General features: G+C 67.2%; 27 protein-coding genes. 17 read left to right on the top strand and 10 right to left on the bottom strand.

Annotated elements, in window-relative coordinates; translation table 11 throughout:
- The first annotated feature begins 196 nt into the window (after window positions 1–196).
- Window positions 197–1402 (top strand): DUF885 domain-containing protein, encoded by a 1206-nt coding sequence (locus ACFOW8_RS11925; RefSeq protein ID WP_378550032.1) that lies wholly within the window; start codon window positions 197–199, stop codon window positions 1400–1402.
- On the opposite strand, the gene ACFOW8_RS11920 is transcribed toward ACFOW8_RS11925, so the two are convergent.
- Window positions 1392–1514 (bottom strand): hypothetical protein, encoded by a 123-nt coding sequence (locus tag ACFOW8_RS11920; protein WP_378550029.1) that lies wholly within the window; start codon window positions 1512–1514, stop codon window positions 1392–1394. The genes ACFOW8_RS11925 and ACFOW8_RS11920 overlap by 11 nt on opposite strands.
- 304 nt (window positions 1515–1818) lie before the next feature.
- On the opposite strand from ACFOW8_RS11920, the gene glyA reads away from it, so the two are divergent.
- On the top strand, window positions 1819–3114 hold the full coding sequence (gene glyA, locus ACFOW8_RS11915) for a serine hydroxymethyltransferase (protein ID WP_378550026.1): 1296 nt from the start codon (window positions 1819–1821) through the stop codon (window positions 3112–3114).
- 69 nt (window positions 3115–3183) lie between these two features.
- Here the strand turns inward: glyA and ACFOW8_RS11910 are convergent, their stop codons facing one another.
- Together ACFOW8_RS11910 and ACFOW8_RS11905 are read right to left on the bottom strand one after the other, a co-directional pair.
- On the bottom strand, window positions 3184–3573 hold the full coding sequence (locus ACFOW8_RS11910) for a type II toxin-antitoxin system VapC family toxin (protein ID WP_378550023.1): 390 nt from the start codon (window positions 3571–3573) through the stop codon (window positions 3184–3186).
- Window positions 3570–3839, bottom strand: a complete 270-nt coding sequence (locus ACFOW8_RS11905) for a FitA-like ribbon-helix-helix domain-containing protein (protein ID WP_378550020.1) — start codon at window positions 3837–3839, stop codon at window positions 3570–3572. Before ACFOW8_RS11905 ends, ACFOW8_RS11910 begins: the two co-directional genes overlap by 4 nt.
- Before the next feature lie 136 nt (window positions 3840–3975).
- On the opposite strand from ACFOW8_RS11905, the gene ACFOW8_RS11900 reads away from it, so the two are divergent.
- Window positions 3976–4206, top strand: coding sequence for a type II toxin-antitoxin system VapB family antitoxin (locus tag ACFOW8_RS11900; protein ID WP_378550017.1), 231 nt, complete (start codon window positions 3976–3978; stop codon window positions 4204–4206).
- Window positions 4207–4223: 17 nt separating this feature from the next.
- On the opposite strand, the gene ACFOW8_RS11895 is transcribed toward ACFOW8_RS11900, so the two are convergent.
- Window positions 4224–5198 carry a helix-turn-helix transcriptional regulator gene (locus ACFOW8_RS11895; protein WP_378550014.1) on the bottom strand — a complete coding sequence of 325 codons (975 nt, stop codon included), beginning with the start codon at window positions 5196–5198 and terminating at the stop codon, window positions 4224–4226.
- A 103-nt stretch (window positions 5199–5301) separates the two neighbouring features.
- On the opposite strand from ACFOW8_RS11895, the gene ACFOW8_RS11890 reads away from it, so the two are divergent.
- From ACFOW8_RS11890 to ACFOW8_RS11880, 3 genes are all read left to right on the top strand, one after another.
- Window positions 5302–5697 carry a RidA family protein gene (locus ACFOW8_RS11890; RefSeq protein WP_378550728.1) on the top strand — a complete coding sequence of 132 codons (396 nt, stop codon included), beginning with the start codon at window positions 5302–5304 and terminating at the stop codon, window positions 5695–5697.
- Window positions 5698–6258: 561 nt separating this feature from the next.
- Window positions 6259–6621 (top strand): hypothetical protein, encoded by a 363-nt coding sequence (locus tag ACFOW8_RS11885; RefSeq protein WP_378550011.1) that lies wholly within the window; start codon window positions 6259–6261, stop codon window positions 6619–6621.
- A 195-nt stretch (window positions 6622–6816) separates the two neighbouring features.
- Window positions 6817–7137, top strand: coding sequence for a hypothetical protein (locus ACFOW8_RS11880; RefSeq protein ID WP_378550008.1), 321 nt, complete (start codon window positions 6817–6819; stop codon window positions 7135–7137).
- A 95-nt stretch (window positions 7138–7232) separates the two neighbouring features.
- Here ACFOW8_RS11880 and ACFOW8_RS11875 read toward each other — a convergent pair whose 3' ends face one another.
- Window positions 7233–7511 carry a WhiB family transcriptional regulator gene (locus tag ACFOW8_RS11875; RefSeq protein ID WP_378550005.1) on the bottom strand — a complete coding sequence of 93 codons (279 nt, stop codon included), beginning with the start codon at window positions 7509–7511 and terminating at the stop codon, window positions 7233–7235.
- A 123-nt stretch (window positions 7512–7634) separates the two neighbouring features.
- Here ACFOW8_RS11875 and ACFOW8_RS11870 point away from each other — a divergent pair, with 123 nt between their 5' ends.
- Window positions 7635–8396 carry a sigma 54 modulation/S30EA ribosomal C-terminal domain-containing protein gene (locus ACFOW8_RS11870; RefSeq protein ID WP_378550002.1) on the top strand — a complete coding sequence of 254 codons (762 nt, stop codon included), beginning with the start codon at window positions 7635–7637 and terminating at the stop codon, window positions 8394–8396.
- Here ACFOW8_RS11870 and ACFOW8_RS11865 read toward each other — a convergent pair.
- The gene (locus ACFOW8_RS11865) at window positions 8377–9045 is read right to left on the bottom strand and encodes a response regulator transcription factor (RefSeq protein WP_378549999.1); all 669 of its coding nucleotides are present in this window, start codon (window positions 9043–9045) and stop codon (window positions 8377–8379) included. The two genes, ACFOW8_RS11870 and ACFOW8_RS11865, sit on opposite strands and share 20 nt — an antisense overlap.
- The gene (locus ACFOW8_RS11860) at window positions 9042–9695 is read right to left on the bottom strand and encodes a sigma 54 modulation/S30EA ribosomal C-terminal domain-containing protein (protein WP_378549997.1); all 654 of its coding nucleotides are present in this window, start codon (window positions 9693–9695) and stop codon (window positions 9042–9044) included. Before ACFOW8_RS11860 ends, ACFOW8_RS11865 begins: the two co-directional genes overlap by 4 nt.
- A 755-nt stretch (window positions 9696–10450) precedes the next feature.
- Here ACFOW8_RS11860 and ACFOW8_RS11855 point away from each other — a divergent pair.
- The 4 genes from ACFOW8_RS11855 to ACFOW8_RS11840 all read left to right on the top strand — a co-directional run bounded on the left by ACFOW8_RS11855 (window position 10451) and on the right by ACFOW8_RS11840 (window position 13708).
- Window positions 10451–11125: a response regulator transcription factor gene (locus tag ACFOW8_RS11855; protein WP_378550726.1), complete on the top strand. Its 675-nt coding sequence runs from the start codon at window positions 10451–10453 to the stop codon at window positions 11123–11125.
- A gap of 108 nt (window positions 11126–11233) precedes the next feature.
- Window positions 11234–12226, top strand: coding sequence for an Lrp/AsnC family transcriptional regulator (locus ACFOW8_RS11850; protein ID WP_378549994.1), 993 nt, complete (start codon window positions 11234–11236; stop codon window positions 12224–12226).
- 91 nt (window positions 12227–12317) lie between these two features.
- The gene (locus ACFOW8_RS11845; RefSeq protein WP_378549991.1) at window positions 12318–13064 is read left to right on the top strand and encodes a hypothetical protein; all 747 of its coding nucleotides are present in this window, start codon (window positions 12318–12320) and stop codon (window positions 13062–13064) included.
- Between the two features lie 23 nt (window positions 13065–13087).
- The gene (locus tag ACFOW8_RS11840; RefSeq protein ID WP_378549988.1) at window positions 13088–13708 is read left to right on the top strand and encodes a class F sortase; all 621 of its coding nucleotides are present in this window, start codon (window positions 13088–13090) and stop codon (window positions 13706–13708) included.
- A gap of 55 nt (window positions 13709–13763) precedes the next feature.
- Here ACFOW8_RS11840 and ACFOW8_RS11835 read toward each other — a convergent pair whose 3' ends face one another.
- Complete coding sequence (locus ACFOW8_RS11835; protein WP_378549985.1) at window positions 13764–14510, bottom strand: sigma 54 modulation/S30EA ribosomal C-terminal domain-containing protein; 747 nt, start codon at window positions 14508–14510, stop codon at window positions 13764–13766.
- 430 nt (window positions 14511–14940) lie between these two features.
- Between ACFOW8_RS11835 and ACFOW8_RS11830 the strand changes: the two genes are divergently transcribed.
- The 3 genes from ACFOW8_RS11830 to ACFOW8_RS11820 all read left to right on the top strand — a co-directional run bounded on the left by ACFOW8_RS11830 (window position 14941) and on the right by ACFOW8_RS11820 (window position 20342).
- Window positions 14941–15900 carry an acyl-ACP desaturase gene (locus ACFOW8_RS11830; protein WP_378549982.1) on the top strand — a complete coding sequence of 320 codons (960 nt, stop codon included), beginning with the start codon at window positions 14941–14943 and terminating at the stop codon, window positions 15898–15900.
- 88 nt (window positions 15901–15988) lie between these two features.
- Complete coding sequence (locus tag ACFOW8_RS11825; RefSeq protein ID WP_378549979.1) at window positions 15989–16132, top strand: hypothetical protein; 144 nt, start codon at window positions 15989–15991, stop codon at window positions 16130–16132.
- Between the two features lie 190 nt (window positions 16133–16322).
- Entirely contained in the window at window positions 16323–20342 is a 4020-nt protein-coding gene (locus tag ACFOW8_RS11820; RefSeq protein WP_378549976.1) for a hypothetical protein, read from the top strand.
- Window positions 20343–20469: 127 nt separating this feature from the next.
- Here ACFOW8_RS11820 and ACFOW8_RS11815 read toward each other — a convergent pair whose 3' ends face one another.
- Window positions 20470–21453, bottom strand: a complete 984-nt coding sequence (locus ACFOW8_RS11815; protein WP_378549974.1) for an LLM class F420-dependent oxidoreductase — start codon at window positions 21451–21453, stop codon at window positions 20470–20472.
- Between the two features lie 131 nt (window positions 21454–21584).
- Between ACFOW8_RS11815 and ACFOW8_RS11810 the strand changes: the two genes are divergently transcribed.
- Window positions 21585–22004, top strand: a complete 420-nt coding sequence (locus ACFOW8_RS11810) for a limonene-1,2-epoxide hydrolase family protein (RefSeq protein WP_378549972.1) — start codon at window positions 21585–21587, stop codon at window positions 22002–22004.
- Between the two features lies 1 nt (window position 22005).
- Here ACFOW8_RS11810 and ACFOW8_RS11805 read toward each other — a convergent pair whose 3' ends face one another.
- Window positions 22006–22278 (bottom strand): hypothetical protein, encoded by a 273-nt coding sequence (locus ACFOW8_RS11805; protein WP_378549969.1) that lies wholly within the window; start codon window positions 22276–22278, stop codon window positions 22006–22008.
- Between the two features lie 299 nt (window positions 22279–22577).
- Here ACFOW8_RS11805 and ACFOW8_RS11800 point away from each other — a divergent pair, with 299 nt between their 5' ends.
- Together ACFOW8_RS11800 and ACFOW8_RS11795 are read left to right on the top strand one after the other, a co-directional pair.
- The gene (locus ACFOW8_RS11800) at window positions 22578–23951 is read left to right on the top strand and encodes a PhoH family protein (protein WP_378549966.1); all 1374 of its coding nucleotides are present in this window, start codon (window positions 22578–22580) and stop codon (window positions 23949–23951) included.
- A 184-nt stretch (window positions 23952–24135) separates the two neighbouring features.
- The gene (locus ACFOW8_RS11795; protein WP_378549964.1) at window positions 24136–24762 is read left to right on the top strand and encodes an LGFP repeat-containing protein; all 627 of its coding nucleotides are present in this window, start codon (window positions 24136–24138) and stop codon (window positions 24760–24762) included.
- Window positions 24763–24818: the final 56 nt, after the last annotated feature.

Below are 24818 nucleotides of genomic sequence, written 5' to 3'. Positions count from 1 at the left end.
CCGACGCTCCGTCCTTGCGTACCCGCACAGCGCAGCTGCCCGTCGAGTGAGATCCGGAATAACTCTGACCGCATGCCGCGATTGTGCTCCGTCTTGGCCGTCCGCGCGCAACAGGGGGTTTGGCTACCGGTCGGTAACGAGTAACGATGCCGAGGTAGGGCCCGCTTTTCGAATTCACGACGTAAGGTCGGACGGCATGGGGTCACATCCACTTGTCACTGAATACCTGCGGCTCGGGCTGGCTTTCGACCGGCTCGAGGACGGCTTCGTCGACGCCTACACCGGCGATCAGCGGCTGCGCCGCGAGGTCGAGAACGCGCCCGTCCCCGATCCGGCCGAGCTGGCCCGCCGCGCGGTGCGCCTGCGCGAGGGTCTCGCCGATGCCGGGCTCTCGGCGCGGCGTACCGAGTTCCTCGACGCCCACCTGGTGGCGATGGAGTGCTCGGCCCGCAAATTCGCCGGCGAGCAGATCGGTTTCGTCGACGAGGTCCGCGCCTATTTCGACGTCGACATCGCACCGGGTGACCCCGACGACTACCGCGAAGCGCACCGGCAGATGGACGAGGTGCTCGGCGGCGACGGTCCGCTGGCCGAGCGGGTCGCCGCCTATCGGCGCGGCGAGGAGATCCCGCCGGAGCGGCTCTCGGCCTGTGTGGAGGCGTTCTCCAGCGCGCTGCGCGAGCGGGTGCGGGAGCGTTATCCGCTGCCCGACCACGAGACCGTCACCTACGAGGTGGTCGGCGACAAGCCCTGGTCCGGATTCAACTACTACCTGGGCAATTACCGTTCCAAGGTCGCCATCAACTCCGACCTCAAACAACATCTCGGCCACCTGCCCGCGCTCATCGCGCACGAGGCCTACCCGGGGCACCACACCGAGCACTGCCGCAAGGAGGCCGGGCTGGTCGCGGCGGGCGAGGAGGAACAGACGCTGTTCCTGGTGAACACGCCGCAGTGTTTGATGGCCGAGGGGCTGGCCGATCTGGCCCTGCGCTCGATCGTCGGGCCCGGCTGGGGTGTGTGGGCTCAGGAGATCTACGCCGATCTCGGCCTGCGGTTCGACGGGGAGCGGGCCGAACGGTTCGCGATCGCCTCGGCGAAGCTGCTCTCGGTCCGTCAAGACGCCGCGCTGCTGCTGCACGATCAGCACCGCAGTGACGAGGAGGTCGCCGGCTTCCTGCAGCGGTGGAGCCTGGCCACGCCGGAGCGGGCGCGGCAGTCGCTGCGGTTCCTGTCCTCGCCGCTGTGGCGGGCCTACATCAGCACCTATGTGGAGGGCTATCGCCTGCTCGGCGGCTGGCTCGACAACGCGGTCGACGCGCAGGACCGGGTCGAGCGATTCGGGCGGCTGCTCGACGAGCCGCTCACGCCGGGCGCGATCCGGCGGATGCCTATTGGATGACGGCGCAGCCGCCCGGGTTCGTCAGCGTGCAGACGAGGTAGCCGAGCTGGAGCAACAGCGCCTCGATCGGATTCGATGGTGCCACGGCTGGGGTCACGGCGAGCGAGTTCATGTCGGGTCCTTCGGTCGGGGCTAGGTGTAGATCACACAGTGCCGGCCGCCGGCCACGGTGCAGACCAGCTGGTGAACCGCGATGCCGAACGCTTCGATCGGGCCTACCGGTGCGAAGTTCATACCTGTGTCATAGGTCATTTTCGCCGGTGTCGTTACGTCGGATCGCCCAGTTCGCCGGGTGACGGAGCTGTTCAGACGCCCGGCCGGGGAAATGTGAGCCGCGTCGCTCGGGTGGCGGCGGTGCGGGTGGTGCGCTATCCCCGCTGCTCGGGCGTTCGCGCGCGGCCCATAGACTGAGGTCCGTGACGCAGACGACCGCTTCGGTGAATACCCAGTCTCTCGGTGAGCTCGATCCCGAGTTGGCCGCCGCGATGGCGGGTGAGCTCGCCCGCGAGCGTGACACGCTCGAGATGATCGCTTCGGAGAACTTCGTGCCGCGCGCGGTGTTGCAGGCGCAGGGTTCGGTGCTGACGAACAAGTACGCCGAGGGTTACCCGGGTCGCCGGTATTACGGTGGCTGCGAGGCCGTCGACGTGGTCGAGACGCTGGCGCGGGATCGGGCAAAGGAACTGTTCGGTGCCGAATTCGCCAACGTGCAGCCGCATTCCGGCGCCCAGGCCAATGCCGCGGTGCTGATGGCACTGATGAACCCGGGCGAGACGCTGCTCGGCCTGGACCTGGCCCATGGTGGTCACCTCACCCACGGCATGCGATTGAACTTCTCGGGCAAGTTGTATGACGTGCACTCCTACGGTGTGTCCAAGGAAGACCACCGCATCGACATGGACGAGGTCCGTGACATCGCGGTGAAGGCGAAGCCGAAGGTGATCGTTGCCGGGTGGTCGGCCTACCCGCGTCATCAGGACTTCGCTCGTTTCCGTGAGATCGCTGATGAGGTCGGCGCCTACCTGTGGGTCGACATGGCCCACTTCGCCGGTTTGGTCGCCGCGGGCCTGCATCCCTCGCCGGTGCCGTATGCCGATGTGGTGTCCTCGACCGTGCACAAGACCCTCGGCGGTCCCCGTTCCGGTCTGATCCTGGCCAAGCAGGAGTTCGCGAAGAAGCTGAACTCGGCGGTGTTCCCCGGTCAGCAGGGTGGTCCGTTGATGCACGTGATCGCCGCCAAGGCCGCCGCGTTCAAGATCGCCGCGACCGAGGAGTTCAAGGACCGTCAGGTGCGCACGCTGTCGGGTTCGCGCATCCTGGCCGAGCGTTTGACCGGTGCCGACGTCAAGGACAAGGGTGTTTCGGTCCTGACCGGTGGCACCGATGTGCACCTGGTCCTGGTGGACCTGCGTAATTCCGAGCTCGACGGTCAGCAGGCCGAGGATCTGTTGCACGAGGTCGGGATCACGGTGAACCGTAATGCCGTTCCGTTCGATCCGCGCCCGCCGATGGTGACGTCGGGTCTGCGTATCGGTACCGCCGCGCTGGCCACCCGTGGTTTCGGTGATGCCGAGTTCACCGAGGTCGCCGACATCATCGCCGCCGCGCTGGCGGGTACCTCGGACATCGAGACCCTGCGTGGCCGGGTGTCGAAGCTGGCCCAGAGCGTCCCGCTCTACCAGGGTCTCGAAGACTGGCGCCTGCTCGGCTGAGTCCGCGCGAGCGAAACGCCCTCGGTGACCCGGGATGGTCGCCGAGGGCGTTCGTCGTATTGGGAGAGACTACGCGGCGCCCACCAGGTCGACGCCGTGGATCCGAGCTGCCTCTTTCATGCCCTCATCGAGGGTCATCAGCGCGTACTCTCGCCGTTTCGCCATCGCCACATACCAGGCGTCGGCATAGGTGGCGTTGTTCAGGACCGTGAGCGCTTCGGTTGCGTCTTCGGGCTCCCGTACCCGCTCCACCGGGTGACTGCTGAACGCGGCGATCAGCACGGCGGCCTGGCCTGGCTCGAGGTCGCCCCGCCGCTCCAGCCGGATCAGCGCTGAGCCCACCTCGAAGTCGACATGCGGCGGCGCGATGCAACCGGCGATGCCGATGCGGTCGGCATATGTGCTCGGCAGGTGGCCACGCAGGAGATCGACCCAGACGGTGGCATCGACGACGATCACTCGGTGCCCCGGTCGTACCCATCCCGGATCTCGCGGACAACGTCAGCGCTGGACACTGTCACCTTCCCGGTGATTCCCAGCTCCTCTTGGGTCTTCTTGAGGTTGTTGTTCCACTCCGCGATCGCGCGCCGCTGTAGTTCCCGGCGGACATCCGCGGCCATCAGGTCGCGCAGGTAAGCCGACACCGATTGATGGTGTGCGCTGGCCTTCTCCGCGATCACAGCCGCGACGTCGTCGGGGACGTCACGGACCTGGACAGTCGCCATGGCCGGCCTCCTTCTTGCGGCGAGTATCGTGCATGCATAGGTTAGCATGCATGCCGTTGATGGTGCGCGCAAGAGGTGGGCCACCGGTATCCGTCCAAGTTTCTCTCGACCCCTCAACCGCCTGTACAAACGTGTGATGGGCATTGCGAACGTGGACGTGGACGACGAGATACTCGCCGAGGCGATGCGGCTGTTGGGGACCGAGACCGAGAAGGATACGGTCAACAGAGCTCTCCATGATTGTGTGCAACGGCTGACGCGGCTCGAGGCGCTCAACAGGCTGGTGCAACGAGCTGATCGGGGCGGGGTGGATGAGGCAATCGCGGCCTACGAACGGCGTAAGCGTGCGTCGAGTGGCGAGGTGTGACCGGGGACTTCGGTTGGCTACGGCGAGCTGTCGTACATGATGACCATGGCGGCAGCGTGTTCGTGGAGAGAGGCGCGTAGCGAGGGTGGGGTCAGTACCTCGGCGTCGGTGCCGAGTTGCCAGAGGGCCCAGTGGGCGTGGCGGAGGTCCTGGAAGGTCAGTTCCATTCGCAGCCTGCCGTCGGGGTCGGTGCGCTCGGTGTGTACGGCGACGGCGGTGGTGACCAACTCCTCGCGGCGGGCCGGGGCGAGGAGGAGGGTGACGGTGAGCGCGTCGCCGCCGGTGCGGAAGCGGGTGCTGCGGTCCTGCCAGGCGCGGTCGAGGTCGACGCGGGCGGGGCGCTCGGCGGGCTCGTCGAGTTGCTCGGCGGCCAGGACGCGGGACAGGCGGTAGGTGCGGTCGGCGCCGGAACGGGTGGCGAGCAGATAGCTCTGTGCGCGCACGATGACCACGCCGAGCGGGTCCACGGTGCGCCATGCGGCCGGGGTGTCCGGGGGCGCGTAGTGGATGCGCAGCTTGGTGCCCGCGAACACCGCGCGGCGGACCTCGGCCAGTACCGCGGCGGGAATCTCCTCGGAGGTTTGCCTGCGGGCCAGCAGGTCGGTTTCCGGTTCGACGAGCAGGCGTTCGGCCACGCCGGCCGCGGTGTCCCGGTAGTTCGGCGGCAGCGCGTCGACCACCTTCAGCATGGCCGCGGCCAGCGCCGAGTCGAGGCCGAAAGCCTGTGCGCCGCGGCGTGATCCGGCGATCAGCAGGGCCAGCGCCTCGTCGTGCGTGAGCCCGGTGAGTTCGGTGCGGAAGCCGGGTAGCAGCGCGAAGCCGCCGTGCCTGCCCCGTTCGGCGTACACCGGAACCCCGGCCGTGGACAGCGCGTCGATATCGCGCAGCACGGTGCGGGTGGACACCTCCAGCTCCGCGGCCAGCTCGGTCGCGGTGAGCCGACCACGCTGGCGCAGCAGCAACACCAGGGAAACCAGCCGGTCCGCGCGCACCGAAAGACCCTAGCGAATCACGACACAGGGTGTCGTGATTGGTTGCGACGCTTGCTCCACGGTGTCACGGGACACCGGCGAATCGAATGGAGTCGATATGGCAGTGGAACGCACAGCGGTCAATCCGGTCACCTGGTCGGTGGACCTCGGCTTCAACCAGGGCGAGCTCGTTTCCGGGCAGACCAGGACCCTGTACTGCTCCGGCCAGACCGCGATGGACGGCGAGGGCAAGCCCCAGCACGAGGGCGACATGGCCGCCCAGCTGGCCCTGAGCATCGACAACGTGGAGGCGGTGCTCGTCGAGGCCGGCATGTCCCTGACCGACGTGGTCCGCCTCAACGTCTACACCACCGACGTCGACCTGCTCTTCCAGCACTACGGCGTCTTGGCCGCCCGCCTCGGCGCGGCGCGAGTCGCCCCGGCCACCACCATGCTCGGCGTCACCCGCCTCGCCGTCCCTGGCCAACTGGTCGAGCTGGAAGCCACCGCCGTCGCCTAGCGCGCTCGCCGCCGGGCACGCCGTCAATTGGACGGGTGATCACCACGCTGTGGTGTCAGCGATGCGCGCGATAGCGCGCCACCAGAGCGTGGTGATCTTGATACCGGCCCGGGGTGGGCTCCGTTACCGGGGTCGCATGGCCAGGTCGGACCGGCGGACGGCGGGGAGTAGGTATCGGTGGAGGTGGTCCTGGGTGGGGCCCTCGTCGACGACGATCATGAGCGGCAGGGCGTTGCTTACCAACCAGCACATGGCCAGGTGGCGCGCTCCAGGCGGGACTCCGGAATCCCGGTCGCCGATAGCGAGCCTCGGCCTCGCTTCCCGGCCGTGGTGTGCGCGGATGTCGGCAACACCGCTCGATCGAGAAACGAGATGGCGAGAAGCGCCCGCGCTGCCGAGTACCGGCTCCGGGCCTTGTGTCCTGTTGGTCGCGGCGACTGTCCCCCGCCCGTCGATCAGGCTTTTCGCGGCCGTGGCCGGTTGATAGTTTTCGCCTCGTTCTGCGAATTCGGTCACATGGCCTGAATCGCTGTCAGTGGAGTCGATGGAAAGGGTGAGTGCGTGATGGATGTGCGAATTCTGAGGAATTCAGCCGCTGTTCTCATCGGTGCGGGAATAGTGTTATCTGGTGCGGGTCCGGCTGCCGCCGCAGCGGATTCCGCGCCGTCCGGCGGGTTCGGCTCGTCGGAGCTCGTCGGTGCGGGAACCGGTTCGGCCCAGACCGGTATCTCGCTCGGCGCGCAGGTCCTCAGCTCGGGCAGTTCCGCGGCAACGGATGCGTCGAAGCTGCTGGCTCAGCTCATCGAGAGCGGGGGCGCTGCGGTATCCAGCGGCAGTTCGGCCGTCGGGTCGTTGCTCGACCTCCTGGTTTCCGGGGTCAAGTCGGTGACAACCCTTTCGGCCGAATTCGTCGAGTACCGGTAGCCGACCCGGCCGCGGGGGCGGTGGCGATGTCGAAAGAACGACGATTGTCCCGACTTGTCTGCGAGATGTCCCATCCGTGCGGCCGGTCCTGTTCTCGATGCTCGACCGTGGCTAGCCTTCGAAATGTTCATCCGGTTTCTATTCGGATGTTCGCCAGGTGGCAATGATTCCGGTACCTCGCAAAGGGAGCTAACCATGGGAAATTCACGTATCGGTCGGGTCGCGGTCGCTGCCGCTATCGGAATGGGGGTATCCGCGGTGGGTGCCGCCGCGGCGTACGCCGATTCCGGTTCCGGTGGTCCGGCAGTGGCGGACCTGGCCGAGGCCGGCAGTTCAGTCGGTGCCGACATCTTGGGTACCGGCAGCAGTGTCGCCACCGAGGGAGTGAGCTTGCTGCTTCCCGCCGTCGGATTCGGCAGCTCATCGGCCAAGACGCTGGCAGACCTGCTTGGTTCGGGGAGCACCCGAGCCGACGATTCGTCCGCTGGTGCGCCGTCAGCGGAATCGGCGAGGTGAAGGAGGGGTCGCTGACTCGATGAGCGCCGCGCGGCGTCGGTCCGATTGCGCGGTTCGGGCCGACGCCGCGCCGCGACCAGCGGCAGGACGCCGAGTCAGCGTTGCCTTTTGTCGTCGGCGCCGACGATCCGCTTGAGTGCTTCGATCGCGGCCGGGCGAGCATCCGCGCCGTATCCGAGCAAGACACCGGCGTAGATTCCGCAGTTGATCTTCTCGTCCAGGACGAAACGCGCGCATTCCCTGATGACCGGACAGTGTGCGCATACTCCCCGTGCTCGTGCGATGGTGAGTTTTCTCGTCCGCTGGGAGGGGAAGAACATATCGGGCGGCACGGCCCGGCAGTTGGCGTTCTCGATCCACTCGTTTCTTGCCATCAAGAATCCATTCTGTCGCGTATCACTTCTGCCGAAATCGAAGATTCGCTCGGATCAATCTGATCATTTTGAGACCACATCGGGGCAGGGGTTAATGTCCCGGAAAAATTACTTACCTCGAGGATGAGTTTCGTGCGTGTTCGTCGAATGAGAGGGAACCGTTTCGACATCGAGTGGTGTCGATACACGGAGATGCGGATAGTCGTCGCCGCGAAAGCGGTGGCGCGAGATCTTTGCGCGGATACCGCTGAGGTAGAGCGCGTACGGATTCGGCTCGCCGGCCGCGCCAGAAACGAGACGTTGGCCGAGGCTACGGTGTACTGCGGGCCGCGCATGCTTCGTGTGCAATTGGTTGCGGGAACGGACTCGGTCGTTCGTGTGCTCGCCGAACAGTTGGAGCGCAAGCTGACCTGCGCTGCGGATGGAGTACCTTTCTGGGGAGCTGGTTCGATCGACCCGCGGCTGACCTGTGCCAGCGATATGAAGCCGATCGTGCGCCGCAAATTGTGCCACCTGCGGCGGTGCTCTCCTGGTGCGGCCGCGGTTGATCTGGAAGCAGGTGATTACAACGCGCGCCTGTTCATCGACGCGGATACGGGCGAGGACTCAGTGGTGTTCCGGCCGGGTATCCAGTCCTGCGCCGACCCGCTGGCGCTTGGGCTGCGCCGTCTCCGTACGCGCCGCCCTCCGGCGGAGGATTCCGCGCCGTACCTTTTCGTCGTGGCCGCGCCCGCGGCCGTCATGACGGAGACGGCGGCGATGGGTGAGCTGTGCGCGAAAGGGTTGGCGACGCTGTTCTTCATCGATGACTGCTGGCGCCGTGGCCGTCTGCTCTATCGTCGGTATGACCAGCGGCTGGGTTTGGTCATACCGATCTCCGGATAGGTTGCGGCCCAAAATCTTCGAGGCCGAGCGCGTGCGCGACAACGGCCGCTTGGGTGCGGTTGTGGAGGTCCAGGCGGCTGAGCAACCCGGAAACGGCGTTGCGGATCGTTTTCTCGCTGAGGAAGAGCCGGGCCGCGATCTGCCGGTTCGTCAGCCCGGCTCCGAGCATGGCGAGCAGTTGCCGTTGCCGCTCGGTCAACCTGACGTTCTCGATCGCACGGTGGCGGCGGACCTCGTTGATCACCGTTGCGCTGAGCTGGTCATCGAGCAGCGAACATGGCGAGCCGAGCCGCTCGATCAGCGCCGTCAACTCGGCCATCGGCGCGGACTTGCACAGCACCGCCGTGCGTCCTCTCGCCACGGCCGACACCATCGTTTCGTGGCTGGGGTTCTCGGTGAAGATCAGGCAGTGCGTGGTTGGCGGCAGCATCTCGAGTGCGGCCGTCGTGTCGATCCTCTCGCCGCGCAGGGTCGTCGGGTCGAGGACGATGACGTCCGGGTGGGCCAGGTCGATCAGCTCGATCGCCACCTTCAGGGAATCCGCGACACCGGCGACGGTCAAGCTCGGCGACTGCGCGCAGACGCCACGCAGGCCGTGCTGGGCGATCGCCCAACCATCCGCTATGAGAACTCTGGTCGTCGGTGTCATGTGCGGTCGCAAGCTTCGAGTAGGGACAGGTGCCCGTCGAATCGCCGGTACAGCAGTCGTCCCCGCGCGGTGGCGGGATCGACGAAGAACAGGGAGGGCAGGCCGTGGCGGCACAGCCGATCGGCGGCAGCGGGTTCAGGGATGGTCTCGGCAACGCCGCTGTCGACCACGATGCGACGCGACGCTGTACCTGCGGTGCTGACGTGAGACCGGCGCATCAACCCGACCTGCTGATCGCCCACCCGATAGACCACGGCGTCGACCCCGGTTTCGGCATCGCGAAACAGAAAGGTCGCGAAGTCCATCCGGTACATGATCTCGGTCGCCGCGCCCGCGCTCAGCGTCAAGAGCCGGACTGGTTTGCGCCGGACGATCGGCTGCGGCGTAGTGGGCACGAACAGGACATGGTTGTGCGGGTAAGGCAGGAACCCGGCGGCCCGGCGGGCGCGCACGCTGTCCACGTGGTGGCTGAACCGCTCGATCACCGCTGCCGCGGGGCCCATGATCTGAACGCGGCACAGCCGACCGTCGACAGTGGCATTGACCTGGTAGAGAACCCCGCTCAGGTCGCGTCGCGAAATGCGGACACAGCCGGTCGCGGACAGCGACGCCGCACGCAACGCCCGGCCGATGCCGTTGATGGTGCGCATCATGTCAGCGGCGGGCACGGCTCCGTGCGTGCGTACTACCAGTCCTGGCCAGGCCGCCGCTGAGTCCAGCTCTCGCCGCGCCGGAACGGGCCGAGCACGACCAGGGCCGTGTCCGCGGTCTCGTCCGGCAGCGGGAAAGTCCGGTTCGCATCTCGCCCAAATGTCTGTTGTCATATCCGGATCCTTTGATCTCGGCGTCAATTCGGCCCCCGCGCATTTGACGCTATTAAGGTCCGCTGATTAAAGAAAAGAGCCAGACGTCCTCGCCGTAGTTGTGATGAACAACTCCTGAACGGTCGTCCGTAGTGTCGAGGTTTCGGTGACAGTTCCTGCCGTATTTGTGTGCCGAGTCACGATTCTTTCTTATGTGGTCGGTGGTCACACAGTGTTCGATGGGTAGGAATTGTGTTCGCGTGCCCGGCCGGTGGGATGCGCGGTTGTCATAGGCAGATACTGGTGGATTTCGGCAGCAGGAAGCCGAACGTGGCGAATCTCGGGCAACTTCGAGCCACCTGCTCCGGGAGTCGGAGACTGCGTATGGCTGGTTCGCTGTGCGCGGCAGGCCGTGGAAGTGAGAACTCGCGCTGAGTGGAGAAGGCTGAATGCGAACGAGCACCGAACAGAGCTACCGTGCAGGGCTGTCCGGCCCAGGGCCGCTGTGCCACAACCGTGGGGCCGTCGCGATGTTGCCCGGTCGCGGCGACGAGGGCCTGACCGAACCACGCCGACTCTCCGGCCGGCCAACGGCGACGCGGCTGCGTCAGGCGGCCGAACCTCGATCCGTTGCCGACATCCGGGTATTCCTCGTAGACCGCCAGGAGATCGTCCTGCGTGGTCTGCAGGTCGCGCTCGCCGGTGAGTCCGATATCGGCATCGACGGTGAGGCGGTGAATCTGCTGCAGGCCATGGCGCGGATTCGAAGCGATGACCCGCCGGACGTGGTGGTCATCGACCCCGATCTGCCCGACGGTCGTGGCCTCGAGCTCTGCCGTACGCTGCGCACCCGGTTCGCCGACCTCCGTTGCGTTGTTCTCACTTCCAGCACGGACCCCGATAGGCTCGCTGATGCGATGGCGGCCGGGGCGAGTGCCTACGTCGTCAAGGACATCGTCGGTATCGATCTCGCCGCCGCGATCAGAACCGTCGCTGCCGGTGGGAACCATTACGATCCGCGGGTGGCTCGGGAGCTGCGAGCCAAGATCGGACGGACGGCGATGTTGGATCAGCTCAGTCCACGTGAACGGCAGCTGTTCGCGCTGTTGGGCGAAGGCCTGACGAATCGGCAGATCGCCGCGAGGCTCTATCTCGCCGAGAAGACGGTGCGCAATTCACTGACGGTGTTGTTCGCGAAACTGGGCGTCAGCGGGCGAGTGCAGGCCGCTGCCCTTGCCGTGCGGATCGGCGCTGTCGAGATGCCCGCGCCGACATGATCGCCGCGAGTCGCGGGCTGGTTGATTCGATCGTGCCCGAGATGTCGTCACAATGGCGCTGTGCAACGACATCACGCGGGCCAATCGCGCACACCCGGGTCGCGATCGGTGCCGGTATTCACCGAGGACGACCTGCACCTGGTGAACGCTCTGCAGATCGCGCCGCGCGCGCCCTGGTCGCGTGTCGCCGCCGCCCTCGGCGTTGACGCCGCGACGGCGACCAGACGGTGGCGGCGGTTGACCTCAGAAGGCCTGGCCTGGACGACGGCCTACGCGCCGGAATATTCGCTGTTCGCGCTCGTGCAGCTCGCGTGTAGACCGGACCGAATCGAACAGCTGTCCACCGCGGTGTGCGCCTTGCCCGCCGTCTACTCGGTGGAGCGGACGACGGGCCGCTACCAGCTGGAACTCTGGGTCGCCGCGGGCGATCTCAACGCGCTCGACGGGTTCGTTACGCGTTCGCTCAGTACGCTCGCCGGCGTCGTCGAGGCGCGGACGAGCGTGGGGGTGAACGTCTACGCCGACGGCAGCGATTGGCGGGCGGGCTCGCTGGACAAATACGAGCGCGCCGCGCTCGGTGATTCGGATCAGCCTGCCGTCCGGTCCAGCGACCCCGGTCGTTTCTCGGACCGACGGCTGGTGGCCGCGCTGGCCGAGGATGCTCGTCGCAGCGTCGTCGACCTCGCCAGCGATACGGGAATGAGTGCGACGTCGGTTCGGCGGCGGTTGACGGAGATGACCCGTGCCGGTCGCCTGATCCTCCGGGCGGAAATGTCGCGGCAGGCAGCGGGCTGGCCGATTCTCGTCACCTACCGGTTGCGGGTGCCCCCTGCCGACCTGGACCGCTTCGGCACGACGACGACGAAGTGGAGCGCGGTGCGGGTGTGCGTTCCGATGCTCGGCGGTGAAACGAACCTGCTGTTGGTCGCGTGGTTGCCGACGATGGCCGAGTCGTTGCGGCTCGAATCAGCGATTGTCCGCGCATTTCCACAGGCTGAGATCCGGGAGCGTGATCTCAGCGTGGCGACCTTGAAGCGTGTCGGGCGGGTACTCGATGGCTACGGCAGGGCAATCAACTTCGTGCCCGTCACGGTCGAATGACGACGGCCCGGGACATTCGGCTCTGGTCGACACGGTAGGGCGGTGCTTTCCTGAGATGAGAACCAGGGAATGCAGATGTGAACGAGGAATGATGAAGCGATTATTCGCGAATGCCGCCGATTCGGGTGGCAACGCGCAGGTGCGGCGCACCCGGATCGTCCGGATACTCATGATCGGGACAGCGCTCGTGCTCGCGGTATTCTGTATCACACGTTGTGAGTTCGACGGAGGCCTGCTGGACGGAAATTCCGCGGCGAGCCGCGAAAACGCGGAACAGGTTCGCGCGGCGGCACAGGTCGCCGCGGATCGGGACTACTTCGCCGAACACCAATCGGACGTCCACACCGACATGGTCGCTTTCGCGGCGTCGTTGTGCTCGGCGACCGAGTCGTTCCAGGGTGCTGTCCCCGAGTCGAACAGCGAACCGATGACCATCGCCGCCGCCTTCGACGGTGTGCGCGCGGATCTGGCTGTGCTCGGTGGCGCCGCACGCGATGCACGGGATACCGTCGCGGCCCTGGCGCTGCCCGCCACCGACCGCGTGCTGACTCCCGGCACCGACGCGAGTACCTGGGCGCGGCTGCGCGATCGGGTCAGTGGCGCCTTCGGCGATGTCGCGAACTCGGTCGCCAGTGTCGAAAGTCAGCTGAACGCCGCGGAACTCTCGGATGTCGATGCCGCGACGGCGGTACTGCGGGGGGCGGGCGACACCGTCGGGTCGCGGCTCTCCTCGCTCGCGCAGACCGTGAACGACGTCCTGGCGCGGCTACCGATTCCCAACCAGGAGACCCTTGCCGCCCTACAGGCCGCCGAAGTATGTGGCCCGTCCGCGGCGTGAGGCACGTGCGCGGGTATCCGGTCATGGCACTGCGAGTTATCGCGGTGGGCCTGTTGTCGCTCGCACTGGCGCTGCTGCTGCCGGATGGTAGTGGCGAGGACATCTCGGCCACAGCGGTCGCGGGTTCCGCTGCGAGCGAGGTGGTTCGGCAGTCCGATGACGCGGCTCCGGCTCGGCTCGTCGTTCCCGGGCTCGGTATCGACGCCGCGATGTTCGCCGCGCCGACAACCGTCGAATACGACCCGTTCCTCGGCCGCGATGTCGAGAGTTTCGGCGTCCCCGGCGATATGGAATCCACCACCTGGTGGTCGGACGGTCCGCGGCCGGGCGCCCAAGGGCTGGCGGTGGTGCTCGGGCATACCCAGGTCAACGGCCATGGCGTCTTCGACCACCTCGGTGAGTTGGTTCCCGGCGACCAGCTCGAAGTCCAGCCCGCGACGGCGGGCCGGGCAACGCGGTTCCGTGTCGACGAGGTCATCGCCGACATCCCCAAGTCCGACCCAGCGGCCCTCAACGCGATCTTGGCCGCGCATCACGACATGCGGGGTCTCGCGCTGATCACCTGTGGCGGCCGGTTCGACGTGACCGTGGGCGCGAGCGCTGCCAACACCGTGGTGATCGCCGAATCGCTTGGTGAACAGTGAGCGGCGGGCCGCCGGCCCGCGACGTCGCGTCGACGGACCACCCCGATCATCGGTGTCACCGAGTCGGGGTGGCCGTGATCAGGGCGAGGTCGCCGTCGTATCGCCGGTACAACAATTTGCCACGAGTCGTCGCCGGGTCGACGTAGAACAGAAACGGCAGGCCGTTTCGGCAGAGTCGTTTGGCCGCGACGATATCGGGGAGGGCATGCGTCGGAGTCAGGTCGACCGCGATCAGGTTGTCGCGGGCAGCGGGAAGTTCTACTCGGGTTTGCCGGAGCAACCGCACTCCGGCGGTGCCCGCGCGGTACACGATGGCGTCCTCACCGGTCTCGCGGTCGCGAAACAGGTGCGCGTCGTAGTCCATCGTGTCCATGATCTCGCTCGCCGCGGCGGGCAGGAGAGTCTGTGTCGGAAACATCTTCCGCCGGGTGATCGGGCGTACTTCGGTGATCGCCGCCAGATTTCGTGCCGCTGCGTATTGCCGAGGTAGGTACCGGGCGGGCGTCAGGAGCTGGTCGAGCTGTCGGTCGAACCGCTCGACGGCGCCACTCGCTCCCCAGGCACCATCGCCCACGAGTTGCGCCCGGCACGGCCACCCATCGATGCTCGCGTTGATCTGGAACACCGTGACTTCCGGCCCGCTGCGATGTCTGGTGATTCTCAGGTGCGCGATCGCCACCCCGTTGATGGTGTGTAGCACTCGGCTGACGCCATAGACCAGATCCGCCACCGCCGCCGCGGGCACCGGGCCTGCCGTCCGCACTGTCACGCCGCGGTCGATACCGGCTTCGGTCGATTCCATCCCGCGCATGGTCTAGCCTGCCTGTCGCCGCGAGAATGGCCAGGAGATTTCGGCAGATACGGCGAGATCGATATCGATCACCGAATGTCGCGCGCATGGCGGACCCGTGCGGTCGGTCTGTCCGTGGGGTTCGTTGTTCGACTTGTTCGGCATTGGTTGCGCATCCTCTCGCGCCGGCTAGACGCGTCGATTCCGCTGCGATCGTGTCCGTGCGCCACAGTCTGCGACAAGGGTCGGATGTCCCGGCAACAGCAATTGTCGACATGCTTGTCGGTGTTGATTTTTGCCGAACTCGTTCGCGGGAAATCGGGACATCCGGCACTTCTGCCCGATAGCCGACTCGTGGTGTTGTCAACGGGATGCACAAGACACAAATAGGGGACGTCGTGGGATGGGCCGTGACGTCGGCGACGAGAGGCGGATCCGGAAGATGACGCGCGAATTGACTCAGCGGGAAATATTGTGCGAATTGGAGCCGGTCGCGGAAGTGGCATTGAACAGTCACCTGGCGCGCTCGAAGGAGTGGCATCCACATGACTACGTGCCCTGGGATGAAGGCCAGAACTTCGCATTGCTCGGCGGCAGCGATTGGGAGCCGGGACAATCCAACCTGGGTGCGGTGGCAAAGGCCGCGCTGGTCACCAATCTGCTGACCGAGGACAACCTGCCTTCCTACCACCGTGAGATCTCGCAGAGCTTCTCCCGCGACGGCGCATGGGGAACCTGGGTCGGCCGGTGGACAGCCGAGGAGCAGCGGCACAGTGTCGTCTTGCGTGACTATCTCGTGGTCACCCGTGGCGTCGACCCGGTGGCGCTCGAACGGGCGCGTATGACGCACATGACGAACGGCTTCAACCCACCCACTACCGATTCCGGCGACCTCGGTGAACAGGGCTTTCTGCACTCGGTGGCGTACGTGAGTTTCCAGGAGCTGGCCACCAGGATCAGTCACCGCAACACGGCCAGGTTCTGCGGCGACCCGGTGGCCGACCGGATAATGCAGCAGCTGGCCGCGGACGAGAACCTGCACATGATCTTCTACCGCACGCTCTGTGGTGCGGCCCTCGACCTCGCGCCGGACCAAGCGATCGTGGCCATCGCGAACATCGTGGAGAACTTCCGCATGCCCGGTGCGGGCATGCCGGACTTCCGGCGCAACGGCGTACTGATGGCCAAACACGGGGTCTACGACCTCAGGCAGCACCTGGAGGATGTGCTGGAGCCCGTCATGCGGAAATGGAATGTTTTCGGCCGTGACGATTTCACCGCATCGGGCGAGTGTGCCCGGGAACGATTGGATCGGTTCCTGGCAAATCTTCGGGAAGTGCAAATACCGCGTTTCGAGGAACAGCGTGATCGTGCGCTTGCCCGCGAACGCGCCCGGCAGTGACGACCCGCACTGCCGGTCCGCGCGGAACTGGGGAACGCGGGACATTCGGCCCTGGGGCGGAACCGCGAAGAAGCGAAAGATTTCAGGTATGACATCGATTTCAGCGCGGCAAGCAGACCGTATCCGAAAAACGGCGGTATGGAGTCTCGTCGCATTGCTGATCGCCATTCTGGCGTCGCGCCCGATCATGCAGTCATTGGTAGCGCTCGGCGTAACCATCGGCTGGAGCTGAGGTGAGCGCGGCGACGGTGCCCGTCCGGATGGTCGTCGGGCGGGGCGAGCGGGAGCGAGGTCCGCCACAGGACACCCGGATGCGAACCAACGATCGGTACCGACGAACAAGATCTACGAAGGGTGAGAGTTTGATGCATGGCGTTACTGATTCCGCGACGCGGGAAAGGAGGTGGAAAACAGCAACCTGGGTGCTGCGCGCGCTCGCCTTCGGTCTGCCGATTCTCGGATACTTTCTGATCGGCGGCGCGCAAGCGGGAGCGCAGGTCCAGGATCATCCGGGGTTCGACCTCGGTGCGCTGGTCGACGTAGCCGAGCCGGCGAAGACGAATACCGTGGTAGCGCAACAAGAGCCGATGAGCTCTCCGTTGCCGCCGATTCCAGATGTGGCGCCGTTGTGGCAGCAGCTGGAAGAACTCGGAGACGGCTTCGCGGCGGCTTTCGTCGATCGGAACCGCCACGACACACCGGCACCGGTCGACCCGAACCCCGCACAGGGTATGCCGACGATCGGCGGCGCCGTCGAGCAGGGACGAGCCGACCTCGAGTCGGTAGTTCGGCCGTTGGTCAACAGCGCGCTCGGGCGCAGCGATGGCCTGCGCTACGACGTGTCGCCGCGCGGCCCGGACGACCCGAACACGGTCGACCGGCCGCTGGTATCGCCAGGTGCCGAACCCGGATCGCCGGTGCCTGACCCGAATTCCGCATGCGCCGAGGGTGAATGTGAGAATCGCGTCGGCTCCGCCGCGCTGGAGCTCGCAGTCCGGGCCGATGAAGCTATCGGTCGATTCAGCGAAGACCCGGTTGGCTTCCTGCACGCGGTGATCGACCCGACGGTCGTGAACTTCCGTGCTGATCCTGTCGGCACGGTTCGCGCGGGTGCGACCGAGCTCCTGGCCCCGGGCGCGATAGTGGTGGCGCCACGCGAAACACTCGCCGCCGCTGCCGCATCGGTCGGCGGTCCCGCCCTGGCCGCCTGTGTCGAGCTGCTGTTCGATAGCCGGGTAGTGCCGATCCTCGGCGATCTGGTGACAGCCGTCGGCGTCGCCGCCGCGGTGCCGGTAGGAACCGCGCTGATCGGCTCGGCGCTCGGCGGTCTGACGACAGGTATTCCCGGTGCGGCCATCGGCGCGCTACTCGGGCTGGTCGATCCGCTGTCGGCGGTCGTCGGTGGCTCGGTCGGCGCGCTCCTGGGCGCACTGATCGGGACGGTGCCCGGCGCTGCCATCGGTGGTGTGACCGGTGGTGTCGGCGGCGCGTTCATCGGGTGGCTGCTCGCCACGGTCGGTGGTGTGGGAATCGGCGGTGCGCTTGGCGGTGTGCTCGGTGTTGTGGTGCCGGCGCTGGTGATCCTCGGCGGCGCTGTTCTGCTCGGCGGAGTGCTCTCGGCACTGGTCCTCGCGCCGGTGCTGGTGCTCGGTGCGTTCGCGCTGGCTTTGCTCGCGCTCACCGCGCCGGTGTGGTTGCCGCTGCTGTTGCTGGCGCTGCCACTGATCCTGATTCCGCTGATTCCGGCACTTGCCCTCGCGCTGCCACTGCTGTTGCTGTCGCTGGCGAGTGCGCCGATACTCGCGTTCGGGTACGTCTTGCTGACGAAGGTGTGCCTCGGTCTCATCGCGGCGGCGATCGGTATTCCCTTCCTGATCGTCATCTGGCCGGGACTCGGTTTGGTGCTGGGTGGTCTGCTCGTGGCGCTGTTCTTGGCACCGGTCGAGTTCGTGTTCTTCACGGCCATTCTCGGTGCGTTGTTCCTCGGCGTCACCGCGGCCATCGCCGCGGTGGTCTACCTGGGTTCGATGGTCCTGATGTTGCCGGTGGCGATCCTGGCGGGACTGGTGTTCGCGTTCTTCGGTGCGATCGGTGGCGCTCTCGCCCTCGGTCTGCTGCTGGTCGCGGCGCCGCTGCTGCTGGTGGTGGCCCTGCCCGGCATGGTGGTCGGCGGCCTGCTGGCCCTGGCGATCATCCCGGTGGTCGCGATCTTCGCGGCCCCGATCGGCGCGCTGATCGGCGCTGTCCTCGGTGCGCTGAATCCGTTGAATCTGCTCGGTGCGTTGCTGGGCGCCGTCCTCGGTTCGCTTGTCGGTCTCCTCGCGGGGGCCGCGACCGGCGCCGCGCTCGGTTCCATGACTGCAATGGCGGCCGGTGTGCTGGTGGCGCAGCTCGTGTCGGCGGTCGTCGGTGCGATCATCGGGTTCGTCGTCGGCGCGCTGCCGGGTGCGATCGTCGGTGGTGTCGCCGCGACTATCGCCGCCCTGCCGTGGATGGTGTTGGTCGCGTTGGTGACTGCCGTTGTCCTGATCTCGGGCACCGTGTCCGGGTGGGCGAGCCTGACGGTCGGTGCGCGGCAACAGCGCGACGGCCTGATCGACGCGGCCTGGCGGGCCTGGCATCACAGCAACCTGAAGCGGTTGCTCGGTGGGGTTCTCGATTGCTACCAGGGGCCGGTCACGAAGTTGGCTTCGGTGGTCGACGCGTGGTTCCGTGGTCGGCTCGACCCGGTCAACATCGGTATCGGCGCGGTGGTCGGCTTCGCGGTCGGCGTGCTCGTCGCCGGTGGGCTCGGCGCTGCCGTCGGATTCGGTTCGGGACTGCTGAGTCCGCTGAATCTGCTGTCGGGCATTCCCGGTGCACTGGCTGGTGCCGTACTCGGCATGCTGGTCGGCGGTCTGCTCGGCACTGTGCCCGGCGGCATCCTCGGCGGCATCGTCACCTTCGTCGGTACCTCGATCATCGATGCGATGATCACCGCTACCGCTGGAACGATTCTGGGGCTGGTGACCGGGATCGTGGCGTCGGTGGCGACCGGCGGTCTGCTCGGAGCCGGACTCGGTGCCGGAGTCGCCTCGATCGTGAGCGCGCTCTTCGGAGCGGGCGCCGGTGTGCTGGCAGCTCTCGGCGCCTTCGCCGTGACCCTCGGTGTTCTCGGCGGGGCGGTGCTCCTGCCGTTCCTGGCGACCGTGGGCATCGCGCTGGCGGCGGGTCTGCTTCCCGCGCTGATGGCACTGGTGGCGCCGTTGATCATCCCCGCGTTGATTCTCGGTGCGATCGTGGCTGTCATCGCCATTCCGTTCACCGCGGTCATGGCGGTCCTGGTGATCATCGGGCTCATCGCCGCGGCGTTCGCCGGTCCCTTCGCGGTTCCCGCGATCCTGATCACGCTGGTGATCTACATGGCGGTGATCGGTGGGATCGCGCTCGCTGTCGCGGCGGTCACGGTCGGGTTCACACTGGTCGTCGGGATTCCGCTGGCCATCGCGGCCTACCTCGCCTTCGAGGCGCTGGTCGGTCTACCGATCATGGCCATGGCGGGCCTGCTGGCGGTCGTCGGTCTCGGCGCCGCGCTGGTGTCGGCGATCTCGGTCGCCGTGGTGACCGGAGCCGCCGTGCTGACGGCCGTGGACCTGGTCACGGCGATGGTGACGGTCCCGCTCGGTGCGCTCATCGCGGCGGTGCTCGGCGCGCTCGCCGGACTGGTGGCCGCCCCGCTGGTGGCGATCCCGCTGGCGGTGGCCGCCGGCGTGCTCGGCGCTGTGCTCGGGCTCGTCAACCCGCTGAACATGTTCGGGGCTGTCCCCGGCGTGGTCATCGGATCGGTGCTCGGGTGGATCGTCGGCGCGGTCACGGGCAGTGTCCCGGGCGCGGTGCTCGGCGCGGTACTCGCGATCGTCTCGACCGCGTTCGCCCGCGCTGTGCTCCGCTCGTACCTCGTCGGTGTCTTCGCCGCGGGGATCGGAGCTTGGCTCGGACTCGGCGTCGGTGTCACCGCGGGAGCGGTGGTACCCCGGCGAGACGGCCAGATCCCCGATGTCGATGTGGAGGGCGGGCTCGACGCACTGCTCGAGCTGCTCGCCGGCGGTTCCTGCGACGCGGATACCCCGTGCCGCCCGGAGCTTTCGGTACCGGGTGGGTGCGAGCCGGCCCCGCTGGACCCGGAGGCTTCGGTACCGGGGCGGCAGGAGTGCGGCCCACGTGAGCCGGAGGTCTCGGAGCCGGATGGGCGTGGCCCGGTTCAGCCCGAGGACTCGGGTGTGGGTTCTGCCGGCACCACCGAGTACCCGGTGCACGCGGGTACGGGCGCGGTCGCGTCCGATCCGGCGTCCACGAAGGCGGAGCCGGTGCAGTTGACCGGACTCAGCATGGCGGCGCTCGGGCTGCTGTTGGCTGCGCTGGCCGCCGCCGCGGCGACCAGACGCGAACGCATCGACGCCTAACCGGATGAACACCGATGCCGGTGGCAGCTGCTCGCTGTCACCGGCATCGGCGTCCGTGCCTCGGGTGCCAGTTCACCAAGGTTCTCAACGCCTGGCTCGCGGCATCGACGACATCCAGACACCGTTGTCAGCCGACCAGGGGTTTCAGCGCCTTCCCCGCGGCGTCGATGACACCGGGCTCGTGCCCGTTGGCGACCATGTTCACGATGATGCCGTCGATGCCCTTGTCGAGGACGCGGGCCTGGATCTGCTCGGCGACCTCGTCCGGGGTGCCTGCGAACTGGCGGTCGGCGGGGGAGTTGCCGACCTCTTCCGGCGACATGGTGGACAGGTCGATACCGGCCTTGGCCAGCATGTCACGCTGTAGTTTCCTGGCCCGGTCACCGTCGGAATCGGTGATGACGAAGGCGAGGAAGCTGGTCTCCAGCGTGGCCGGGTCACGGTCGGCCTCGGCACAGCGCTGGTGCAGCGCCTCGATCTTGCGCGGCAGTTCGGAGGCATTACAGATGATGTTGAGATGATCGGCGAAGCGGGCCGCCATGGCGAAGGTCTTCTTCTCGCCGCCACCGCCGAGCAGAATCGGTAGGTCGTCGCGGATGCGCGGCTCGTTCATGGCGTTGTCGGTGTGGTACCAGCGGCCGTCGAAGGTGGCGTGCCTGCCGCGCAGCATCGGGGTGATGATCTGCAGCGCTTCCCCCAGCCGCTCGAAGCGCTCGGTGAAGGAGCCGAACTCGAAACCGTACTGCTGGTGTTCGAGTTCGAACCATCCCGCGCCGATACCGAGCACGGCCCGCCCACCGCTGACGACATCGAGCGTGGTGACGGTCTTGGCCAGCAGCGCCGGATTGCGGTAGGTGTTGCCGGTAACCAAGGCGGACAGCTGGATTCGCTCGGTCGCGGTGGCCAGGGCACCGAGGCTGGTGTAGGCCTCCAGCATCGGCTCGTCCGGTTGCCCGATGAGGGGTAGCTGATAGAAGTGGTCCATCACGAACGCGGCGTCGAAGCCGGCCGCTTCCGCGGCCCTGGCCTGCGCGATCACCGTGGGGAACAGCTCGCGCACCGAGGACGTGTTGCTGAAGGTGGGCATCTGGTAACCGAGGCGAATGCTCATGCGATCGAGGCTATGACCTGGAGTACGCTCCAAGTCAAGGGCGCGCGAGCAGGCCTCGCCGTGCTGATCAAGCGGCGAACCGGGCAATAGGGGGTCTGGTCCGGCGGGCTCGAACGCCCTAGGCTCGCTGCATGACCGACGAGCCCGAACTGCCGGAGAACCCCGTCACCGTCGTGCGCGAGTTCTTCGCCGCCATGGAACTGGGTTCCGTCGACGAAGCGCTGGATCTGCTCGATCCGGACATCGTGTGGAAGAACACCGGCCTGCCGACGGTGCGCGGCAAGCAGCGGGTCGGCGGCCTGCTGCGCGGGCTGAACCGCCCACAGCTCGGCTTCGCCGCCGACATGCACCACATCGCCGCAGATGGCGACATCGTGCTCACCGACCGCACCGACTTCCTGCGGGCCGGACCGGTGACGATCGGTTTCTGGGTCACCGGCACCTTCGAGCTGCGCGATGGCCGGATCGTGCTGTGGGACGACCACTTCAGCATGGGCAACGTGCTGCGCGGCACCGTGGTCGGCGCGGCCAAGGCGGTGCTGCGCCGCTGACCTACCTGTGCTTGTTCAGGTAGTCCAGATACGTCGGCCGCAGGACCTCGGCGAGTTTGCCGTCACCGGCGTGGAAGTAGTCGTCGAGCATCGGCAGGACATACCTGATGTCGGCCTCGCTCTCCCCGAGATCGCCCGCCTCGACCTGGGCGGCCGGGATCGACTTGAGCAGATCCCACAGGAAGCGCACGTCACCGCGCCGCACGGCCAGCTTCACCGCCCGGTCGTGCAGTTCCTTCGACGACAGTTTCTCCAGATCCTGCTCCTGCGTCATACCCCGACTCTAGCGCTCGGCGCCGTCACCACGGGCGGATCCGCGACGACGGCGCTGGTTAACGACAAATTCACGGACACGTCCCGCTGTCCGGCAGCGCGCGCGGGTGCCGACCGGTAGCGTCGGTGATGCGAGCCGCGTCGGTGTGGCTCGTACGGGAGGTCCTGACCGTGACTGAGCTGCTCAGTACGAGAGGGCCGGCACCCGGCCCTGGAGGCGGCTGACCAGCCACCTACAGGACGGACCGGTCCAGCGAGATCGTTCGTGCGGGTGCCGTGCGAACACATAAGGAGCCCACCGTGACTGCTGCACGCTCCGTTTCCGCCCCCGCGATGCACACGGCCTCGGCCTCGAAGAAGGGGGCAAGCCCCTCGCGTTCCGGTCGCAAGACATTCGTCGTCGACACTTCGGTCCTGCTCTCGGATCCGTGGGCTGTCACCAGGTTCGGCGAACACAAAGTGGTATTGCCGCTGGTCGTGATCAGCGAGCTGGAGGCCAAGCGCCACCACCACGAACTCGGCTGGTTCGCCAGAGAGGCCCTGCGGATGCTCGACGACCTGCGCGTCAAGCACGGCAGGCTCGATCAGCCGCTGCCGATCGGCAGCGATGGCGGCACCATGCAGGTGGAGCTCAACCACACCGATCCGTCGGTGCTGCCTGCCGGATTCCGGTCGGAGACCAACGATTCCCGCATCCTGGCCTGCGCGCTGAACCTCTCGGCCGAGGGCGCGGAAGTGGTGCTGGTCTCCAAGGACATCCCGCTGCGGGTCAAGGCGAGCGCCGTCGGCCTGGCCGCCGACGAGTACCACGCCCAGGACGTGGTGACCTCCGGCTGGAGCGGAATGGTCGAACTCGACGTCGCGGGCGCCCAGATCGACCAGCTCTACACCGACGCGATCATCGACCTGGACGAGGCGCGGGAACTGCCGTGCCACACCGGCATCCGGCTGCTCGGCAGCAGCTCGAGTGCGCTGGGCCGGGTCACCCCCGACAAGCGGGTTCAGCTGGTGCGCGAGCGGGAGGCTTTCGGCCTGCACGGACGTTCGGCCGAACAGCGCATCGCGCTCGATCTGCTGCTCGACGAGAGCGTCGGGATCGTGTCGATGGGCGGACGCGCGGGCACCGGCAAGTCGGCGCTCGCGCTGACCGCCGGGCTGGAGGCGGTGCTGGAACGGCGGACCCAGCGCAAAGTGGTGGTGTTCCGGCCGCTGTACGCGGTCGGCGGCCAGGAACTGGGCTACCTGCCCGGTTCGGAGAGCGAGAAGATGGGCCCGTGGGCGCAGGCCGTCTTCGACACGCTCGACGGGCTGGCCAGCCGCGAGGTGATGGAGGAGGTGCTCAGCCGCGACATGCTCGAGGTGCTGCCGCTGACCCACATCCGTGGCCGGTCCCTGCACGATTCGTTCGTGATCGTGGACGAGGCGCAGTCACTCGAACGCAATGTCCTGCTCACCGTGCTCAGCAGGCTCGGCACCGGTTCGCGGGTGGTGCTCACCCACGACGTCGCCCAGCGCGACAATCTGCGGGTCGGCAGGCACGACGGCGTGGCGGCGGTGATCGAAAAGCTCAAGGGGCATCCGCTTTTCGCGCACATCACGCTCACCCGCTCGGAGCGTTCGCCGATCGCGGCGCTGGTGACCGAGATGCTCGAGGAGTACGGCCCGAGCGCGTAGTCCCGGCTATCGGCCCGCGTGGCGGGCCCGATTCCGTTTGATTACCGGAAACTGTGGGTATTATCCGCGGCGACACCAATCCAGCAACGGCTCGGCGAACAGCGTTCCGCCGGGCCGTTGCGGATGTCGGCCAGGCTCCATTCCGGGGGCGCGCCCCCGGGGGGCCACTCGCGAGAGGATGGATATGAACCACTTCGCTCGACGTACCGCCGCCGGGAGCGCTGCGGTGCTCGCCGCCGCAGGCCTGCTGTTCGCCGCCGGGTGCAGCGACGAGGATCAGGACAAGGCCAAGGACACGGTCGGGAGTGTCACCTCCGCCATGGGCGGGGCGGGTGCCACCACCACCGCTCCGAACGGCACCGAGGACGCCGCCACCGAGACCACCCCGAGTGGCGAGACGACTCCGGGTGGTGAGACCACTCCGGGTGGTGGCGGCGCGGCCGCGGGTGACTCGACCACCATCAACACTCCGAACGGCGATATCACCGTGTCCGGCGAGGTCTACGAGAAGTACGTCGCCGCCGGTGGCGCCGACAGTCCGCTCGGCATGCCGGAGGAGGCCCAGGAGACCGGCCCCAACGGCGGCCGATACCAGGACTTCGCCGGCGGCACCATCTACTGGAGCCCCGACACCGGCGCCCATATCGTGTGGGGCGACATCCGCGAGGCCTGGGAGGAGAACGGCGGCGCCAACGGCACGCTCGGCTACCCGGTCAGCGATGAACAGGACATTTCCGGCGGAAAGCAGAGCGACTTCACCGGCGGCACCATCACCTGGGTCGGTGGCGAGATCACCGTCACCCCGAAGTAGTCCGGCGGCGCGGGGACCCCGAAGGTCCCCGCGCGCACGGCCGGAGTACTAGGTTG

Origin of the sequence: Nocardia rhizosphaerae (assembly GCF_042650365.1) — a bacterium.
Classification (GTDB): domain Bacteria; phylum Actinomycetota; class Actinomycetes; order Mycobacteriales; family Mycobacteriaceae; genus Nocardia; species Nocardia rhizosphaerae.
This window is presented reverse-complemented; position numbering and strand designations above follow the sequence as displayed.

Coding starts and splice junctions, on each gene's coding strand:
- ACFOW8_RS11925 (WP_378550032.1), top strand. CDS start 197: ATGGGGTCACATCCACTTGTCACTGAATACCTGCGGCTCGGGCTGGCT.
- ACFOW8_RS11920 (WP_378550029.1), bottom strand. CDS start 1,514: ATGAACTCGCTCGCCGTGACCCCAGCCGTGGCACCATCGAATCCGATC.
- ACFOW8_RS11905 (WP_378550020.1), bottom strand. CDS start 3,839: ATGGCGACTGTCCAGGTCCGTGACGTCCCCGACGACGTCGCGGCTGTG.
- ACFOW8_RS11900 (WP_378550017.1), top strand. CDS start 3,976: ATGGGCATTGCGAACGTGGACGTGGACGACGAGATACTCGCCGAGGCG.
- ACFOW8_RS11880 (WP_378550008.1), top strand. CDS start 6,817: ATGGGAAATTCACGTATCGGTCGGGTCGCGGTCGCTGCCGCTATCGGA.
- ACFOW8_RS11875 (WP_378550005.1), bottom strand. CDS start 7,511: ATGGCAAGAAACGAGTGGATCGAGAACGCCAACTGCCGGGCCGTGCCG.
- ACFOW8_RS11870 (WP_378550002.1), top strand. CDS start 7,635: ATGAGTTTCGTGCGTGTTCGTCGAATGAGAGGGAACCGTTTCGACATC.
- ACFOW8_RS11865 (WP_378549999.1), bottom strand. CDS start 9,045: ATGACACCGACGACCAGAGTTCTCATAGCGGATGGTTGGGCGATCGCC.
- ACFOW8_RS11860 (WP_378549997.1), bottom strand. CDS start 9,695: ATGCGCACCATCAACGGCATCGGCCGGGCGTTGCGTGCGGCGTCGCTG.
- ACFOW8_RS11845 (WP_378549991.1), top strand. CDS start 12,318: ATGAAGCGATTATTCGCGAATGCCGCCGATTCGGGTGGCAACGCGCAG.
- ACFOW8_RS11840 (WP_378549988.1), top strand. CDS start 13,088: ATGGCACTGCGAGTTATCGCGGTGGGCCTGTTGTCGCTCGCACTGGCG.
- ACFOW8_RS11835 (WP_378549985.1), bottom strand. CDS start 14,510: ATGGAATCGACCGAAGCCGGTATCGACCGCGGCGTGACAGTGCGGACG.
- ACFOW8_RS11830 (WP_378549982.1), top strand. CDS start 14,941: ATGACGCGCGAATTGACTCAGCGGGAAATATTGTGCGAATTGGAGCCG.
- ACFOW8_RS11825 (WP_378549979.1), top strand. CDS start 15,989: ATGACATCGATTTCAGCGCGGCAAGCAGACCGTATCCGAAAAACGGCG.
- ACFOW8_RS11815 (WP_378549974.1), bottom strand. CDS start 21,453: ATGAGCATTCGCCTCGGTTACCAGATGCCCACCTTCAGCAACACGTCC.
- ACFOW8_RS11810 (WP_378549972.1), top strand. CDS start 21,585: ATGACCGACGAGCCCGAACTGCCGGAGAACCCCGTCACCGTCGTGCGC.
- ACFOW8_RS11805 (WP_378549969.1), bottom strand. CDS start 22,278: ATGACGCAGGAGCAGGATCTGGAGAAACTGTCGTCGAAGGAACTGCAC.
- ACFOW8_RS11795 (WP_378549964.1), top strand. CDS start 24,136: ATGAACCACTTCGCTCGACGTACCGCCGCCGGGAGCGCTGCGGTGCTC.